The sequence below is a fragment of the Phenylobacterium immobile (ATCC 35973) genome (assembly GCF_001375595.1).
In the GTDB taxonomy this organism is placed as follows: domain Bacteria; phylum Pseudomonadota; class Alphaproteobacteria; order Caulobacterales; family Caulobacteraceae; genus Phenylobacterium; species Phenylobacterium immobile.
Window position 1 is genome coordinate 2,728,225 of sequence record NZ_CVJQ01000001.1, and the last position, 16,015, is coordinate 2,744,239.

Annotated in this window: 15 protein-coding genes; 11 read left to right on the plus strand and 4 right to left on the minus strand. The window is 68.8% G+C overall.

Translation table 11 applies throughout. The annotated features are described in order from the left end of the window. Positions 1-24 precede the first annotated feature (24 nt). Genes BN1313_RS13340 through BN1313_RS13355 form a run of 4 tightly spaced genes read left to right on the plus strand, consistent with a single transcriptional unit; the run spans position 25 to position 4,794 of the window. Complete coding sequence (locus BN1313_RS13340) at positions 25-2,388, plus strand: M20/M25/M40 family metallo-hydrolase (RefSeq protein ID WP_091741638.1); 2,364 nt, start codon at positions 25-27, stop codon at positions 2,386-2,388. Between the two features lie 29 nt (positions 2,389-2,417). Further along, positions 2,418-2,765 (plus strand): arsenate reductase (glutaredoxin), encoded by a 348-nt coding sequence (gene arsC, locus BN1313_RS13345; protein ID WP_091741640.1) that lies wholly within the window; start codon positions 2,418-2,420, stop codon positions 2,763-2,765. Next, a complete protein-coding gene (locus BN1313_RS13350) occupies positions 2,765-3,613 on the plus strand; it encodes a 50S ribosomal protein L11 methyltransferase (RefSeq protein WP_091741643.1) in 849 nt (282 codons plus the stop codon). The genes arsC and BN1313_RS13350 overlap by 1 nt, the downstream gene beginning before the upstream one ends. Then, positions 3,550-4,794 (plus strand): chromate transporter, encoded by a 1,245-nt coding sequence (locus BN1313_RS13355; RefSeq protein WP_141653145.1) that lies wholly within the window; start codon positions 3,550-3,552, stop codon positions 4,792-4,794. Before BN1313_RS13350 ends, BN1313_RS13355 begins: the two co-directional genes overlap by 64 nt. Before the next feature lie 4 nt (positions 4,795-4,798). Here the strand turns inward: BN1313_RS13355 and BN1313_RS13360 are convergent, their stop codons facing one another. Beyond that, a complete protein-coding gene (locus tag BN1313_RS13360; protein ID WP_176696022.1) occupies positions 4,799-5,722 on the minus strand; it encodes an alpha/beta fold hydrolase in 924 nt (307 codons plus the stop codon). A 141-nt stretch (positions 5,723-5,863) separates the two neighbouring features. Here BN1313_RS13360 and BN1313_RS13365 point away from each other — a divergent pair, with 141 nt between their 5' ends. Further along, on the plus strand, positions 5,864-6,883 hold the full coding sequence (locus BN1313_RS13365; protein ID WP_091741652.1) for a sensor histidine kinase: 1,020 nt from the start codon (positions 5,864-5,866) through the stop codon (positions 6,881-6,883). A gap of 7 nt (positions 6,884-6,890) precedes the next feature. On the opposite strand, the gene ubiG is transcribed toward BN1313_RS13365, so the two are convergent. Continuing rightward, positions 6,891-7,634, minus strand: coding sequence for a bifunctional 2-polyprenyl-6-hydroxyphenol methylase/3-demethylubiquinol 3-O-methyltransferase UbiG (gene ubiG, locus BN1313_RS13370; protein WP_091742722.1), 744 nt, complete (start codon positions 7,632-7,634; stop codon positions 6,891-6,893). Between the two features lie 206 nt (positions 7,635-7,840). On the opposite strand from ubiG, the gene BN1313_RS13375 reads away from it, so the two are divergent. From BN1313_RS13375 to BN1313_RS13395, 5 genes are all read left to right on the plus strand, one after another. Further along, positions 7,841-9,091, plus strand: a complete 1,251-nt coding sequence (locus BN1313_RS13375; RefSeq protein ID WP_091741655.1) for an aspartate kinase — start codon at positions 7,841-7,843, stop codon at positions 9,089-9,091. A 107-nt stretch (positions 9,092-9,198) separates the two neighbouring features. Further along, positions 9,199-11,460, plus strand: a complete 2,262-nt coding sequence (gene ptsP / locus BN1313_RS13380; protein WP_091741658.1) for a phosphoenolpyruvate--protein phosphotransferase — start codon at positions 9,199-9,201, stop codon at positions 11,458-11,460. A gap of 164 nt (positions 11,461-11,624) precedes the next feature. Then, complete coding sequence (locus tag BN1313_RS13385; RefSeq protein ID WP_091741661.1) at positions 11,625-12,611, plus strand: helix-turn-helix domain-containing protein; 987 nt, start codon at positions 11,625-11,627, stop codon at positions 12,609-12,611. Positions 12,612-12,680: 69 nt separating this feature from the next. Further along, positions 12,681-13,823 (plus strand): flavodoxin-dependent (E)-4-hydroxy-3-methylbut-2-enyl-diphosphate synthase, encoded by a 1,143-nt coding sequence (gene ispG, locus BN1313_RS13390; protein ID WP_091742724.1) that lies wholly within the window; start codon positions 12,681-12,683, stop codon positions 13,821-13,823. A 9-nt stretch (positions 13,824-13,832) separates the two neighbouring features. Next, positions 13,833-14,129, plus strand: a complete 297-nt coding sequence (locus BN1313_RS13395; protein ID WP_091741664.1) for a hypothetical protein — start codon at positions 13,833-13,835, stop codon at positions 14,127-14,129. Between the two features lie 23 nt (positions 14,130-14,152). Here BN1313_RS13395 and BN1313_RS13400 read toward each other — a convergent pair whose 3' ends face one another. Together BN1313_RS13400 and BN1313_RS13405 are read right to left on the minus strand one after the other, a co-directional pair. After that, positions 14,153-14,428, minus strand: coding sequence for a hypothetical protein (locus BN1313_RS13400; protein WP_091741667.1), 276 nt, complete (start codon positions 14,426-14,428; stop codon positions 14,153-14,155). Positions 14,429-14,503: 75 nt separating this feature from the next. Beyond that, positions 14,504-14,773: a hypothetical protein gene (locus BN1313_RS13405; RefSeq protein WP_091741670.1), complete on the minus strand. Its 270-nt coding sequence runs from the start codon at positions 14,771-14,773 to the stop codon at positions 14,504-14,506. A gap of 163 nt (positions 14,774-14,936) precedes the next feature. Between BN1313_RS13405 and prfA the strand changes: the two genes are divergently transcribed. Next, a complete protein-coding gene (prfA, locus tag BN1313_RS13410) occupies positions 14,937-16,010 on the plus strand; it encodes a peptide chain release factor 1 (protein WP_091741673.1) in 1,074 nt (357 codons plus the stop codon). The last annotated feature ends 5 nt before the right edge of the window (positions 16,011-16,015 follow it).

Consider the following 16,015-nt stretch of genomic DNA (forward strand, 5'->3'; position numbering starts at 1 on the left):
AGGGTCGCGCTCGGGGAGAACAGCGTGGGACGGCTTCTGGCGCTGATCGCGGCCCTTCTGATGGGGGGCCTGATCGCCTGGCGCGTTCAGACACCCCCCGAACCCGAGCCCGCCGACGCGCCCGCCCAGGTCTTTTCCGCGGCCCGCGCCTTTGCAGACGTCGCGGCCATAGCCCGCACACCGCACCCGACGGGCTCGGCGGCGAGCCTGCAGGTGCGGGACCACCTGCGCGCGCGCATGGCGGCGTTGGGCCTCTCGCCCCGCCTGCAGGACGCCACCGGTGTCCGCGTCGCCGAAGGCCCCCGGACGATTGTCCGCGGCGCCGAAGTCCAGAACCTCATCGGCGTTCTGCCCGGTCGCGACCGTGACCGACCGGCGGTCGCCCTCCTGGCGCACTACGACAGCGCCCCAGGTTCGCCGGGGGCCGCCGATGACGCCGCCGGCGTCTCTGTGACTCTGGAGGTCGTTCGCGCCCTGAAGGCCCGAGGCGTTCCGGAACGCGACGTCGTCGTCCTGTTCACCGACGCCGAGGAGGTTGGCCTGCTTGGCGCCGAGGCCTTCTTCAGCCAGGACCCCTTGGCGCGGCGGATCGGCTTCGTCCTCAACATGGAGGCCCGCGGCGGCGGCGGCCGCGCCCTGATGTTCGAGACCGGCCGCGACGCCGGCGCCGACATCGACCTCTTCGCCCGCGCCGCACGCGAACCTCAGGCGCTGTCCCTGACCAGCTACCTCTACGCGCGCATGCCCAACGACACCGACTTCACCCTGGCGCGCGAGGCCTCGATTCCCGGGTTCAACTACGCCTGGCTGGGTCGCGCCTTCGACTACCACTCACCGACTTCGACGCCCGCGAGGCTCGACCGGCACGCGCTTCAGGACATGGGCGGCCAGGTGCTGGCGGCCACCAGCGCCGTGGCCTTCCAGCCTGATCTGCCCAACCGCGCCCCCGACAAGGTCTATGGGCAGCTCTTCCGTAACCTGATGATCGTCTATCCGCCGGCGGCGGGCTGGCTTGTGATCGGCCTGGCCGCCGGCCTGTTGGCGGTCGCTTACCTGCGCGGACGGAGGCTCGCGCCCATCGCTGGTCTCGAAATCGCCCGAGGCGCGGGGGCCCTTCTGTTCGCTGCTACTGGCGCCGCGGCGGTCCTCCACTTCGCGCGTCGCGCCTCCGGCGTCGGCTTCGGCTGGCTTGAACAACGCGCACTGCTCGCCCAGCCCGTGCGCTGGGAGGCCTGCTTGACGCTGCTAGGCATCGGCTTCCTCATTCTTGCCGCGGCGGAGCTCGCCCGCGGACGTCGCGCCGCCGTCGCCGTGCCGCTGTTGGCGGGGCTAGCCTCCTGCCTCTTCGGCGAGATGGATCGGCTGGGACTTGCGCTGGGCCTTGCGGCGGGGGTCATCGGCCTCATCGCCTACGGCCGGCCTGTATCCCGACCGGCCGGCTGGGCCGGCGTGCTGGCCGCCAGCCTCCTCGTCGCGGCGATCGTGCAGGGCGCGGCGCCGGCTGTCGCCCCCGTCCTGGCCTGGCCCCTGCTCCTAGCCTGCGCGGCTGCGGCCGCCACAGCGCTCAGCGCGCGCGAGCGGCGGCCGTATCTCTTGGTCCTCGGCCTCGCCGCAGGCCTCGGCCTGGGTTGGATCGCCGGAACCGCGCACCTCATTCACCTGGCCCTCGACGCACCTGAACTCCTCGCGATGTCAGTATGGATGTCGGCGGCGCTGATCTGGCCCCTGGCCCAGCCGGTGGAAGGCGCGCCGCCTGCCCGTCTGGTCGGCCCGCTGTTGCTGGCCGCGGGCCTGGCCGTCCTATTCGCCGTTCGTTTCGATCCGCCCTGGAGCACGCGTCACCCACAGGCCGTGGAAGTGGGCTACCGCATCGATCAGGACCGCGGCGCCGATTGGTGGACCGCCGACGTGCGCACGCCCTGGACGGACGCTGTCATGGGCGCAGACGGCGGCGCCATAGCCCCTGAAGACCACTGGAGCGCCGGCTCGCCCGGCTTTGCGGCGCCGGCCTCGCGCCGCGAGACTCAAACCGTCGCGCTTCTTCAGGAGGCCGGCGCTCTGTCGATCATGGCGCCTGCACGAACCTTTCGCGTCGACGTGAAACCCAGCCGGCCGGCCCGTCTGGTCGGCGCCAGCGGCCGCGCGCTGAACGTAAGCCTACGGCCGGGCGCCTGGACGAGCGTGATCTGGACCGCACCGCCGGCCGGCGGCTTGACCCTGCGGTTCCGCGGCGAAGGCGGGCGCGCCGCCGGACCGATGGAGGTCCGCTTTGCTGCGCGCTTCGACGGCATGCCCGATGCTGCGCGGCCCCCGATGCCTGGGCGCCTGATGGCCTTTCACGAGAGCGGGACAACCGAGGTCGTCGGGACCTATCGGGCGGCTTGGTAGCCGCCGGCAAACCGGGCTAACATCTCGGCATGAGCGACGTCACCCTCTACCACAACCCCAACTGCAGCACGTCCCGCAACACCCTGGCGCTGCTGCGCGAAAAGGGCGTCGAGCCGACGGTGGTCAAATATCTCGAGACCGGTTGGACGCGTCCCCAGCTCGAAGGATTCCTGGCGGCGATGGGCGGCGCATCGGCCAAGGCGATCCTCCGCACCAAGGAGGCGCGCGCCAAGGAGCTCGGTCTGGCCCAAGCGTCTGACGAGAAGATCCTCAACGCCATGGTCAAGGAGCCGATCCTCGTCGAGCGACCCATCGTCGTTACGGCGAAAGGAACCGTTGTGGCGCGGCCCATCGAGAAGGCGCTCGACGTTCTCTGATGGGCGGACCACCGCCGCCCGCCAAGCCCCGTCCCAGCGACGCGACCATCGTCGCCAGCCGCTTGAAGCAGGCCGCCTCGAGCTGGACGGAAGTCCCTTCTCAGCAAGAGCTCAACGAGATGCTTCGGCTGCTTGGTCGGTGGCGCTCCCGGCTGCTGGCGCGCACCTTCGTCGCCCACCAAGGCGCTCGCATATGGTCCGGACCCTTCGCCGGCATGGACTATGTGAGCGAAGCGACCGAGGGCGCGCTGATCCCGCGCCTGATCGGCACCTATGAATCCGAGCTGCACCCGCACATCGCCGCCTTCGCCGCGCAGGGCGTCGACTGCGTGATCGATGTCGGCTGCGCCGAGGGGTACTACGCCGTCGGCCTGGCGCGGATGATGCCGGCCGCCCAGATCTACGCCTATGACATCGACCCCAAGGCGCGCGTCGCATGCGAGGGCCTCGCCGCCAAGAACGACGTCAGCGCCCGCGTCCATGTGGGCGGCGAGTTCGCGCCCGACGGCTTCGAAGCCTTCGCGGGCCGCTCAGTCCTGGTGATGGTGGACGCCGAGGGCGCGGAGGACGTAATCCTGCAGCCCGACCTGAGCCCTGCCCTCGCCGGCATGCGGATCATTGTCGAGACCCATGACCTCTACAACGCCGGCGTGATGGATCGCCTGATCCAGCGCTTCGCGGCGACCCATGACATCCTGCGCGTCGACCAGCAGCCCAAGACCTTCGATCCACCCGCCTGGCTGGGCGACCTGGCCCATCTCGATCAGCTGCTGGCGGTCTGGGAGTGGCGGGCGCGGCCGACGCCCTGGCTGGTGATGACGCCCCGATCGGGATCCAGCGCGGCGTGACAAAGGACGGCGGCGGACCACGCTCGATCTTCCTGATGTTCCTGCGGATCGGCCTGAGCGCCTTCGGAACCGGCGAGGCGCAGGTCGCGCGGCTGCGCCGCGCGCTCGTCGATGAGCGCGCGTGGATCACCTCGGAAGGCTTCGCCGAAATCGCCGTCGTGGCGAACCTGCTTCCGGGAGGGGCCGGCCTGCAGATCGCCCTCGCGGCAGGCCGCGAACGCGGCGGAACGGCAGGCGGCCTCGCCGCAGGCCTGGGCTACCTCGCCCCCGCCGCCCTCCTCGCCATCGTCTTGGGCGCCGGCTGGAGCCGCCTCGCAGGCCTGGTCGACGGCGCCTGGATCCACGGCGCCAAGGCCGCCGGCGCCGCCGTCGTCCTGCAGACGATCCTGACCATGGGCCGACGGATGGTCCGGGGGCCAATCCGCATCGGCATCGCTGCTGGAGCGGGCGTCGGGCTGGTGCTGACCACCGGCCCTGGAGCTCAGATGGCTGCTCTCGCCGTCGGCGCGATGTTTGGCTGCGCGCTGCTACGGGACGAAGCGCCAGCGAGCAGCCGACCGTCGGCCTTTGTCACGCGCGCCGTCCTGGGGGGCGTCGCGGCCTTCGCCCTGCTTCTTGCGGGCTTGCCGATCGCCGCAGGCCTGCTGAATAGCCCCGAACTCGGCCTGGTGGGCGCCGCCTTCCGCGCCGGCGGATTCGCGGTCGCCGACGGCCGCATGATCCTGCCGCTGATCGAGGCCGAAACCCACGGCCGAGGCTGGCTGAGCACGGACGCGGCCACCGCAGGCTTCGGCCTGATCAGCGCCCTGCCCGGACCGGCCCTGGCCTATGCCGGGTTTGTCGGCGCCGCCCAGGACTACGTCGCCTGGGGGTGGCCAGGCGGACTGCTCGCCCTTGCCGCGGCGACGGCGCCGGCCTTGCTCCTGGCTCAGGCGGCCGCCCCAATCCGCGCAACGCTGGCCGCCTCACGCGAGGCGACGGCCGCTATGGCGGGACTCGGCGCGACAGCTGTCGGCGTGATGTCCGCCTTCCTGTGGCGCACCATGCTGCCCGCCGCGATCAGCCGGCCGTCGGACTGGGCGCTGGTCGGCGCGGCCTGGATATTCCTCAGCATCGCGCGACTCCCGGCCTGGGCGACGGTTCTCGGCTTCGCCATGGCGACCGCGATCTTCCGTCGCTGATGGCCTAGGCCTGGGCGAGGCCCCGCTGCTCAGGCATCGAGGGCCAGCGCAGCTTCGGCATCTTCGGCAGCCGGAAAGTCCAACGCGAGGGCGTTGGGATGCAGGCTTCCAGCGCGGCCAGCAAAGCCTCGGGCGGGCCGTCGTTGAGAAAATGATTAGCGCCAGCCGCGCGGATCACCCGGATCGGTCGACGTTGACCGGCGTCGCGCGCCAGTCGCTCGGCGGCCTCCAGCGGGGCGAAATCATCCTTGTCGCCGTGGATCATCGACACCGGGATATCCAACCGCCTGAGGGCTAGCTTAGCGCGATCCAGTTGCCGGTTCTGACCTGACACCTCCAGCACCGCGCACCGCAGGTCGCGCGGGATCAGCTTCAGCGCCCGGCCGCCCATGTCGAGAAGCCAACGCGCCGTCGGACCGGCCTCGCCGAAATAGCCGGACAGCAGGACGAGGCTGTCCACCCGGCCCGGATTGGCCTCGGCCATCAGAGCGGCGATCGCGGCGCCGTAGCTCTGCCCGACCAACATGACCTTCTGTCCTGGCTGGGCCTGAAGCGCCGGCGCCAACGCCTCGGCCTGAATGGCGATGTCGGTCACCGGTATGGCGGGCTCTGACAAGCCGTAGCCCGGCCGGTCGATGACCAGCATCTCGCGGCTAGGCGCCACGGCGGCGAGCGTCTCGGCCCAGTACTCCGCCCAGGACGGCGCGCCGGTCACCACGACGACCTTCCAGTCGGCGACCTCCGAACGGGGCGTCTCCAACGCCGAAATACGCCACCCATGGCCACCCCCCGCCGTGAAGCTGGTGCGGCGTACGATGCTGTCAGGATAGTCCTTGTCCGTCGGGGCATGCTCGGAACGACCGGACGCTGCGCACTCCACACAGGCCCACCCGATTTGAAGTATCCCCTTGGGGCGTCTGCGCGCCACGTTCACAACTCCTGGCGAAGCTTCTTGGATACCGGAAACGCGCGAGCCGGCTCCGGGTTCGCACGCCATTCCCCACGATGATCCGTCGGGCGAGGCTGCGACGCGCGTGAGGCGAAGCCGCGGGTTAGGCGTTGTCTGGTCATGACCCAGGACAGCCGCGCTCTAACCGATCCTCGCATGGCCGAGCTGATCATCGATCACGCTCGCGACTACGCCATCTTCACCATGGAGCTGGACGGCCGGATCACCAGCTGGAGCCCAGGCGCCGAGCGGATCACGGGCTATGGTCTGGACGAGGCCATCGGCATGAATTTCGAGGCGCTGTTCACCGCCTCCGATCGCTCGACCGGTCAGGCCCAGCTCGAGCTCGACAAGGCCTGGCGAAACGGGCACGCCGAAGACACCCGTTGGCACCTGCGCAAGAACGGCGAACGCTTCTGGGCCAATGGCGTCACCTCGCCGCTGGTCGACGGCGACCTCAACCGCCTGGTCAAGGTGATGCGAGACGAGACCCGCAACCGACTGGCCGACGAACAGCGGATCCTTCTGCTGAACGAGCTGAACCACCGGATCAACAACACCCTGGTCACGGTGCAGTCCCTGGTTGAACAGACGCTTCGGGCGTCCGACACCGACCGCCGAGTCCGGGAAGATCTGACGGCGCGGCTCATGGCCCTGGCCGACGCCCACAAGCTGCTCGTCGATCAGAACTGGGCCGGCGCCGACATGCGCGCCATCGTTGAAAAGGCCCTGCGCCCCTATGAGACCGCCGACAACCGGCGGCTGCGCACTGACGGGCCGAACGTCCGGCTGAGCCCGCAGCAGGCGGTCACCATGGCGCTCGTCCTGCACGAAATGACGACGAACGCCGTCAAGTATGGCGCGCTGTCGACGCCAGACGGCTACGTCGAGACCGCCTGGAATCTGCACTATGACGAGGACGGCGCCCGCCACATGACCTTCCTGTGGGAAGAAAAGGGCGGGCCCACCGTCGCCCCGCCGCAACGCCGCGGCTTCGGCACGCGGCTCATTGCGCGCAGCCTTGGCGACGACATGGGCGGCAAGGCTGAGATCGAATACGCGCCACAGGGCGTGCGCTGCAGCGTGCGCCTGCCGCTGATCACCCAGCCGGAGATCGGCATGATGGATCAGCCGACCTGAACGACGCTCAGGCGCGGGCGAGCGTCATCATATAGTTGACCGCCACGTCGCCGGACTGGCTCCAGCGGCCGGTCAGCGGATCGTAGGAGACGCCGAAGGGCCCCTCGATCGCCAGGGCCAGGCCGTCGACGAAGCCGGTCACTTCCTCAGGCTTGAGGAACCGGTTCCAGTCGTGCGTGCCGATGGGTAGCCAGCGCAAGACATACTCCGCGCCGATCTTGGCGAGCGCAAAGGCCTTCAGGGTCTTGTTCAAGGTGGCGACGATCATGATCCCGCCCGGCGCCAGTAGGGCGGCGCAATCGCGCAGGAAGGCGCGCGGATCGGCCACGTGCTCGATCACCTCCATATTGAGGATCACGTCGAAGGCCGGCTCGCCGGCGGCCAGCAGCGACTCCGCCGTCGTGCAGCGGTAGTCGATGGAAATCCCCTGCGCCTCGGCGTGGGCGCTGGCGACCGCTATGTTGCGTTCCGAGGCGTCGACCGAGACCACGGTGAAGCCCAGCCTGGACATGGGTTCCGACAGCAGGCCGCCGCCGCAGCCGATATCCAGCAGGCGCAGGCCCGCGAACGGCGCGCGCGCCTTCGGGTCGCGCCCGAACCTCAGCAGGGCCTGGTCGCGGATGAAGCCCAGTCGCACCGGATTAAACCGATGAAGGGGCGCGAACTTGCCCGTGGGATCCCACCACTCCGCGGCGATGCGGGAGAAGCGTTCGACCTCGGCGGGATCGATGGAGGAGGCGGGTTCGGCCATGGAGGGTTGATAGCCCGCGCGCGATCCGTTGCGAAGCGCCGTCCGCCCCTGCGGACCCCCGCGGATGGGGCGGCGTCGCCTGGTCCGGATAAAAAAGGGGTCCATCGTGAACATTTAGAGCATGACGGGCGCTTCAACCGGCTTCCACTTGAAGCTGTCACGCTCTAGAAGGCGCCCTCTTGCTTCAAGGGGGTTCAGCGCGTCTCGTGTCCCGGCTGGTGATGAAATTCGGCGGCACCTCGGTGGCTGACCTTGAGCGCATCCGTCGCGTCGCGCGGCTGGTGAACGCCGAGGTTCAGGCGGGCCATCAGGTCGCCGTGGTGGTCTCGGCCATGTCCGGCAAGACCAACGAACTTGTCGCCTGGACTGACGGCGCCGGCGCGGCCGCCGCGGGCCTGGCGATGTCGGACGACGAGTACGACACGGTCGTGGCTTCCGGCGAACAGGTCACTGCAGGCCTCCTGGCCATGACCCTGCGCAACATGGGCGTGCCCGCCCGCTCGTGGATGGGCTGGCAGATCCCGATCATCGCCGACGACGCTCATGGCCGCGCGCGCATCGAAGACATTCCGCCCGAGAAGCTCAGCGCGGCCGTCGATTCCGGAGAGGTCGCCGTGATCGCCGGCTTCCAAGGCGTCACCCGTTCGGGCCGTATCGCCACCCTCGGTCGCGGCGGCTCCGACACGAGCGCGGTGGCCATCGCCGCCGCCCTGCGCGCCGAGCGCTGCGACATCTACACCGACGTGGATGGGGTCTACACCACCGATCCGCGCATCGAGTCCAAAGCCCGGCGCCTCAGCAAGATCTCCTTCGAGGAGATGCTGGAAATGGCGTCATTGGGCGCAAAGGTTCTGCAGACCCGCTCGGTTGAGCTGGCCATGGCCCAGAAGATGCCCATCCGGGTTCTGTCGAGTTTCGTCGAACCGGGCGAAGCGCCCGGCCAAGGCACCATCGTCTGCGACGAGGAGGAGATCGTGGAAAAGCGTATCGTGAGCGGCGTGGCCTACAGCCGCGACGAGGCCAAGATCAGCCTGTTCGGCCTGCCCGACCATCCGGGCGTGTCCTCCGAAATCTTCGGCCGCCTGGCCGACGCCAACGTCAATGTCGACATGATCGTCCAGAGCCACGCCCGCGTCGCGGACACGGCCAACATGGAGTTCACCGTCGGCAAGCGCGACGCACAGCGCGCCATGGACATCGTCCGGGCCGCCAAGGACGAAATCGGCTTCGACGACGTCAAGTGCGACGAGGAAGTCTCCAAGGTCTCGGTGATCGGGGTCGGCATGCGGAGCCACACCGGCGTCGCCAAGACCATGTTCGCCGCCCTGGCCGACAAGGGCGTGAACATCCAGGTCATCTCAACCTCGGAGATCAAGATCAGCGTGCTGATCGAGGAAGCCTATACCGAGCTCGCGGTGCGGGCCCTGCACGCCGCCTACGGCCTGGACACGCTCTAAACATCCTTGTGTCCTGCGGGGGTAATGCGGCCGCGGCGTTCAGCAGCGCCTTTATGTTTCCCCAACCGCCCCCTACTCTGTAGCCGGGATATCAGGACGGGAAACCGATGCCGGCGACTGTAGCGATACGCGGCCAGCGCAGCCTGCTGCGACAGACTCGCGAGGCCCTGGCCGGCGGCGGGCCTGCGCAGGTGCGCCTGGACATGGTGGTGCGCATCATCGCGCTCTCCATGGTGGCCGAGGTCTGCTCGCTCTACATGCGTCGCTCCGGCGGCGAAATGGAGCTGTTCGCCACCGAGGGCCTGGACAGCCGCGCCGTCCACGTCACCCAACTGCAGCCCGGCGAGGGCCTGGTCGGCGAGATCATGCGCCACGGTCGGCCGCTAAACCTGGCGGACGCGCCGTCCCATCCGGCCTTCTCGTACCGCCCGGAAACTGGCGAAGATCCCTATCACGCCTTCCTTGGCGTGCCGCTGCTGCGCGGCGGCCGTTCCATCGGCGTGCTGGTCGTCCAGAATCGCACCGAGCGGGTTTACCTCGAGGACGAGGTCGAGGACCTGCAGATCATCGCCATGGTCCTCTCCGAGATGGTCGCCGGCGGCGATCTGGTCTCGGAAGAAGAACTCCGCGGCGTCGAGCTGGCCCCGCGCAAGCCCGAGCGTCTGAAGGGCGCGCGCTTCGCCGATGGCCTGGCCTATGGGGTCGCCGTCCTGCACGAGCCGCCGGTCGCGCCGTCGCACCTCCTGTCCGAGGATGTGGTCGCCGAGGAGGCGCGGCTGGCCGAGGCGATCAAGGCCTTGCAGGCGCAGATCGACCACATGATCGACGGCCAGCATGGGCTGGTGGAATCCTCATACGAGGTGCTCGACGCCTACCGGATGTTCGCCCATGACCGCGGCTGGAACCGGTCGCTGTCGGACGCTGTCAAGAACGGCCTCACCGCCGAGGCCGCTGTCGAACGCGTGCGCTCCGAGCATCGCGCGCGCCTGGCCCAGGCCCGTGATCCCTATCTGCGCGAACGGCTGCACGACCTCGAAGACCTGAACGACCGTCTGCTCCGGCACCTGTCCGGCGACGGCCAGATCGCCCGCGACCTGCCGGAAGGCGCGATCCTGATCGCCCGCAACCTCGGGCCGGCCGACCTTCTGGAGTACGACCGCACCCGCCTCCGTGGCTTGCTGCTCGAGGAAGGCTCGGCGGCCAGCCACGCCGCCATCGTCGCCCGCGCCCTCGATATCCCCTGCGTCGGCCGCCTGGCGGGCCTGCGCGACCGGCTGTCCGAAGGCGATCAGGTGATCGTCGACGCAGAGGCGGGCGAGGCCTATCTGCGGCCCCGCCCTGACGTGGTCCAGGTGATCCAGGCGCGGATCGACGTGCGCGCCCAACGCCGCGCCGAGTTCGCCAAATTGCGCGACACCCCGGCCTTCACCCGCGACGGCGCGAAAATCACCTTGATGATGAACGCCGGCCTGGACGTCGATCTGGAGATCCTGGCCGAGACCGGCGCGGAGGGCATCGGGCTGTTCCGCACCGAGTTCCAGTTCATGGTCGCCGAGCAGATGCCGCGGTTCAACGCCCAAGCCGCCCTCTACGAGCGGGTGATGGACCGCGCGGGCGACCTGCCGGTGACCTTCCGCACTTTGGATCTCGGCGGCGACAAGGTGCTTCCCTACCTTGAAGCCGAGCGCGAGGAGAACCCGGCCCTCGGCTGGCGGGCGATCCGCATGGGCCTCGACCGGCCGGCGCTCCTGCGCCTGCAGTTGCGCGCCCTCATTGCGGCGTCCCATGGCCGGCCGCTGCGCGTGATGTTTCCCTTGGTGACCACGGTGGACGAGTTCCGCGCGGCCCGCGCCGTCATGGACATGGAACTGGCATGGGCTGAGCGCCGCGGCCGGCCCGCGCCCTCGCGGCTCGAAGTCGGCGCGATGATCGAGGCGCCGGCCCTGCTGTGGCACCTGGACGCCCTGCTGCCGATGACCGACTTCGTCAGCGTCGGCACCAACGACCTTATGCAGTATCTGTTCGCCGCCGACCGCGGCAACGCCCGCGTCGCCGACCGCTATGATCCGCTCTCGCCGCCGGCGCTGCGCGCGCTGCAGGTGATCCAACAGGCCTGCGCCGAGACGGGCACGCCGGTCTCGGTCTGTGGAGAGATGGCGGGTCGGCCGCTGGAGGCCTTCGCCCTTGTGGCGCTCGGCTTTGAGCGTCTGTCCATGCCCCCGGCCGGCGTCGGGCCCGTCAAGCAGATGATCCTGACCTGCGATCGCGAAGCCGCGCGACGGGGGGTCACTAGTCTCATAAAGGGCGGGGCCGGATCCGTGCGCAACGAAATAGAAACACTCGCGCGCAAAATCTCGGCGGCCGTCTAATCAGCGCTCGACTCGCCGCGACGCGCGGGCGGCGTCATTGAACTGCGCACGAACGCGTGATACCGGGACTTCATCGGAGGCTTCTACTTGCAGCCTTCAATCTTAACCGTCGCAACAGCTTGGCTTTACTAGGGCTGCGCGATCATTTGAGGCAGGGCGGGCCGATGGCGCTCGACACCGGCAGATTGAGCGAAGTTCCGTCCCTGACGGAGACCAGCGGCGTAGGCGAGGCGCTAAAGCAAATCCGACTCTTCCGCGGCCTGTCGCTGGAGGATGTCGCCCACTCCACGCGCATCCGCCGGGTCTACCTCGAGGCGATCGAGAGCATGCGCCTGGACGCGCTGCCGTCGCGCCCCTTCACGATCGGCTATGTGCGCGCCTACGCCCAGGCCCTGGGCGTCAGCCCAGACACCGCCGTCGAACGCTTCCGAAAAGAGCACCCCGCTCAGGACGAGCCCCTACGCGCTCCGGTGGGGGTCACCAAGGGCCCGGACCCGCGCCTGACGGTCATCCTGGTGGGGGCTTTGGTGGTGTTGGGCGCCTTCGTCGCCTGGAACGTCATCCAGCGGATCAGCAACGCGCCTGAGCCCAAGGCCCGCCCGACCGTCGCCGCACGGGTTGTCCCGGCGGGTCAGGCGGCGCAGTCTGGTCCCGTCGCGCTCGGCGCGCCCTTGCCGCCGCCCATGGAATCCACCACGCCCGACCTCTATGAGACGCCGGGCCTGGCCGCCGCCGTCCCCGGCGCCAATGGCCTCATGACGCTTGACGGGGCGCCGGTCGATCTCGCCACAGCGCCGCAAGCCGCGGCGCCGACCGGCTTGCGCCTGGCGCCGACCTTTGTGGCCGATGATGGCGCAATCTATGGCGCGCCCGCCCAGTCCGGTGCGACGCTGGTTCTGCAAGCGCTTAAGGCTGCGCCGCTCGTGGTCAAGAGTCATGGCGGCGCCGTCTATTTCGCCCGCCAACTGGCGAAGGGCGAAGCCTATCGCGCGCCCCCCCTGCCGGGCGTCATCGTCGAGACCGCCGATCCGCACGCCTTCCAGGTGTTTGTCGGCGGCCAATCGAAGGGCCTCCTGGCGCAGAGCCACAGCGAGCTGAAGTCTCTGGCCGGCGCGACGAAACCCGCAAAACCGGCACGACCCGGCGCTTGACGCCCCGAGATCCTGGCGCCTCGCTCCTTGCGCCTTGGTGCTTTCGGGGAAAGGTCCTATTTTCTGACCATGAGCGCCGATCACACCTCCGTCCGCCCCTGGCGCGCGATCGCCCGGCGACCCTCGCGCAAGATCCGCGTCGGCGCCGTCGAGGTTGGCGGCGACGCGCCGATCTCGGTCCAGTCGATGACCAATACCCTGACCGCCGACGCCAAGGCGACGATCGAGCAGGTCCGTCAACTGGAGGAGGCCGGCGCCGACATCGTCCGGGTCTCCTGCCCCGACGAGGCCTCGACCGCGGCCTTCAGCGAGATCGTCAGGGCTGCGAAAGTCCCCCTCGTCGCCGATATCCACTTTCACTACAAACGCGCCATCGAGGCCGCCAAGGCCGGCGCGGCCTGCCTGCGGATCAACCCCGGCAACATCGGCTCGCCCGCCAGGGTGCGCGAAGTCATCCAGGCCGCCCGCGACTACGGCTGCTCCATGCGGATTGGCGTCAACGCCGGCTCCCTTGAGCCGCACCTCCTGGAAAAGTACGGCGAGCCCTGCCCCGATGCGATGGTCGAGAGCGCGCTGGACCATGCCCGGATCCTGCAGGATCACGACTTCCACGAATTCAAGATCAGCGTGAAAGCGTCTGACCTGTTCATGACGGTGGCGGCCTACCAGCAACTGTCGGAAGCCATCGACTGTCCGCTGCATATCGGCGTCACCGAGGCCGGCGGTTTGCGCACAGGCACGGTGAAATCCTCCATCGGCATGGGCGCGCTGCTCTGGGCCGGCATCGGCGACACCTTGCGCGTGTCGCTGGCCGCTGACCCGGTCGAGGAGGTGAAGGTCGGCTTCGAGATGCTCAAGTCGCTGGGCCTGCGCCACCGCGGCGTCAACATCATAGCCTGCCCGTCCTGCGCCCGTCAGGGCTTCAATGTCATCGCCACGGTGGAGAAACTGGAGCAGCGCCTCGCCCATATACCGACCTCGCTCAGCCTCTCGATCATCGGCTGCGTGGTGAATGGACCCGGCGAGGCCCTGATGACCGATGTCGGCTTCACGGGCGGCGGCAAGGGCGCGGGCATGGTCTATGTGGCCGGCCGGCCGGACCACAAAATGGACAACGACAAGATGGTGGACCACATCGTCGAACTGGTTGAAGCCAAGGCTGCGGAACTGGAAGCGGCCCGGCTCGCTCCGTCTCTGCAACCCGCTGAGTAGGAGCATCCGATGGCCATTGCCGGCGACTGGAAGATCACAATCGCAACGCCGATGGGACCGCAGGAAGCGGACCTCGCGATCAAACCCGCCGGTGACGCCTTCACCGGCAGCATCGGCGGCGGAATGATCGAAGCCCGGGACATCGCGGGGACGATCGATGGCGAGACGGCGAGCTTCAGTCTGGACATCACCCAGCCCATGCCGCTGACCATCGACGTCAAGGTCACCGCCAACGGCGACGCGCTTGAAGGGGCCGCCAAGCTCGGCATGTTCGGCGACGCCAAGGTCAGCGGCCAACGCGCCTAGGCGCGCCCGTCCTGAGGCCCGCCCTAGGGGTTGGCGCGGATCGCGCGGTCCATCCAGTCGGCGTACGGAGCCTGCCTCCGTGCGAGGAGCGCCTGCGCCGGCGACGCCAACTTGACCACCGCCGGCTTTTTGGCCGCCGGCCTGTCGATCACAGGCGACTTGCTCGTGAAGTTCGGCTGCGAATTCACCGCTGAGAGGTAAAGGCCGACCGAGGCCAGAAACGCCAGGCCGACCATGGCCGCGACCGCAGCCGCGAGGACGCTCGCGTTTGCCCCGCGATCGGCGGTCATGACGGTCATAAGCTTGCCCCAAACTCTACTCAGCAACTTATTCAGGAACCTCGCCGGCGATTTGTGACAAAACGCAGGTTCAGATTAATTTTCTCCCTTCACCGCTTCCCCGGCTGAATTCGCGGCCTCGCCGACGCTTCGGGCGGCGCCTTCGGCGCTATTGGCGACGCTGGACGCCGCGGACGTCACCGCATCGGTCCGGACCGCGTCGTTGCGGCTGGCCGACATGAAGTAGAAGCCAGCGATCACGACAGCCGCCAGAACAGCGATGGCGATAATGATCCCGGCGACGCCCGCGCCGCCGCCGCTGCGCTCGACATAAACGGTCCGGCCTTCTTCGGTCTTGGTGGGCATGGGGTGGTCTCCTAGGCGCTCTTCGCCAGCGCATGGCGTGGTTGAGCCGATCGTCCCGACGAGCAAACGGGGATCAGCGACCGTCGTTCCCCCGCGCCATCAGTTGGCGACACGCCGCGCAGGCGATAGGACAGGCGCCCAACGCTCATGGATATACGGCGCAGTGCGACTTCCCCAGGCCAGGCTCGAACAGGTGCTCGATCGCTTCCGCGAGATCGAGGCGCGCATGGGCGCGGCGTCAGACGGCGCCGAGATCGTTCGGCTGTCCAAGGAGCATGCCGAGCTTCGACCGGTCGCCGAGGCGGCGGAGGCCCTCGCCCGCGCGCGCGCCGAAGCGCCGGAGCTTGAGGAGATGGCGGCCGGCGGCGACCCTGACATGGCGACCCTAGCCCGCGGCGAACTGGAGGCGCTGAAGGAACGACTGCCGCAGATGGAGCACGCCGTCGCGCTCCTGCTGGCGCCCAAAGACCGTGATGAAAACGCCTCGGCGATCCTGGAAGTGCGCGCCGGAACCGGCGGCGATGAGGCGGCGCTGTTCGCGGGCGATCTCTTCCGCATGTACCAGCGCTACGCCCAGACGCAGGGATGGAAGGTGGAGATCGACAGCGTCTCAGAAGGCGAGGTCGGCGGTTACAAGGAAATCGTCGCCTCGGTCACCGGCGACGGGGTCTTCGGCCGGCTGAAATTCGAAAGCGGCGTGCACCGGGTGCAGCGCGTGCCCGAGACCGAGGCCGGCGGGCGTATCCACACCTCGGCCGCCACGGTGGCGGTGTTGCCCGAGCCTGAAGATGTGGAGATCGAGATCAACGACGGCGACCTGCGGATCGACACCTATCGCTCATCGGGCGCCGGCGGTCAGCACGTCAACAAGACCGATTCCGCGGTGCGCATCACCCACCTGCCGACCGGGGTAGTGGTCACAAGTTCAGAAAAATCCCAGCACCAGAACCGGGCCCGCGCCATGAAGGCGTTGAAGGTCAAGCTCTACGACATGCAGCGCGAAGCGCTCGATACGGCGCGGTCGGACGCGCGCAAGAGCCAGGTTGGGTCGGGCGATCGCTCAGAGCGGATCCGCACCTACAACTTCCCGCAAGGGCGGATCACCGACCACCGTATCAACCTCACCCTCTACAACCTGCCCAAGGTGCTGGAGGGCGAGGCGCTTGACGAGGTCATCAATCCCCTGATCGCCGAGGACCAGGCCGCCCGGCTGGCGGCCCTTGAGGACGAATTCTAGTTCTG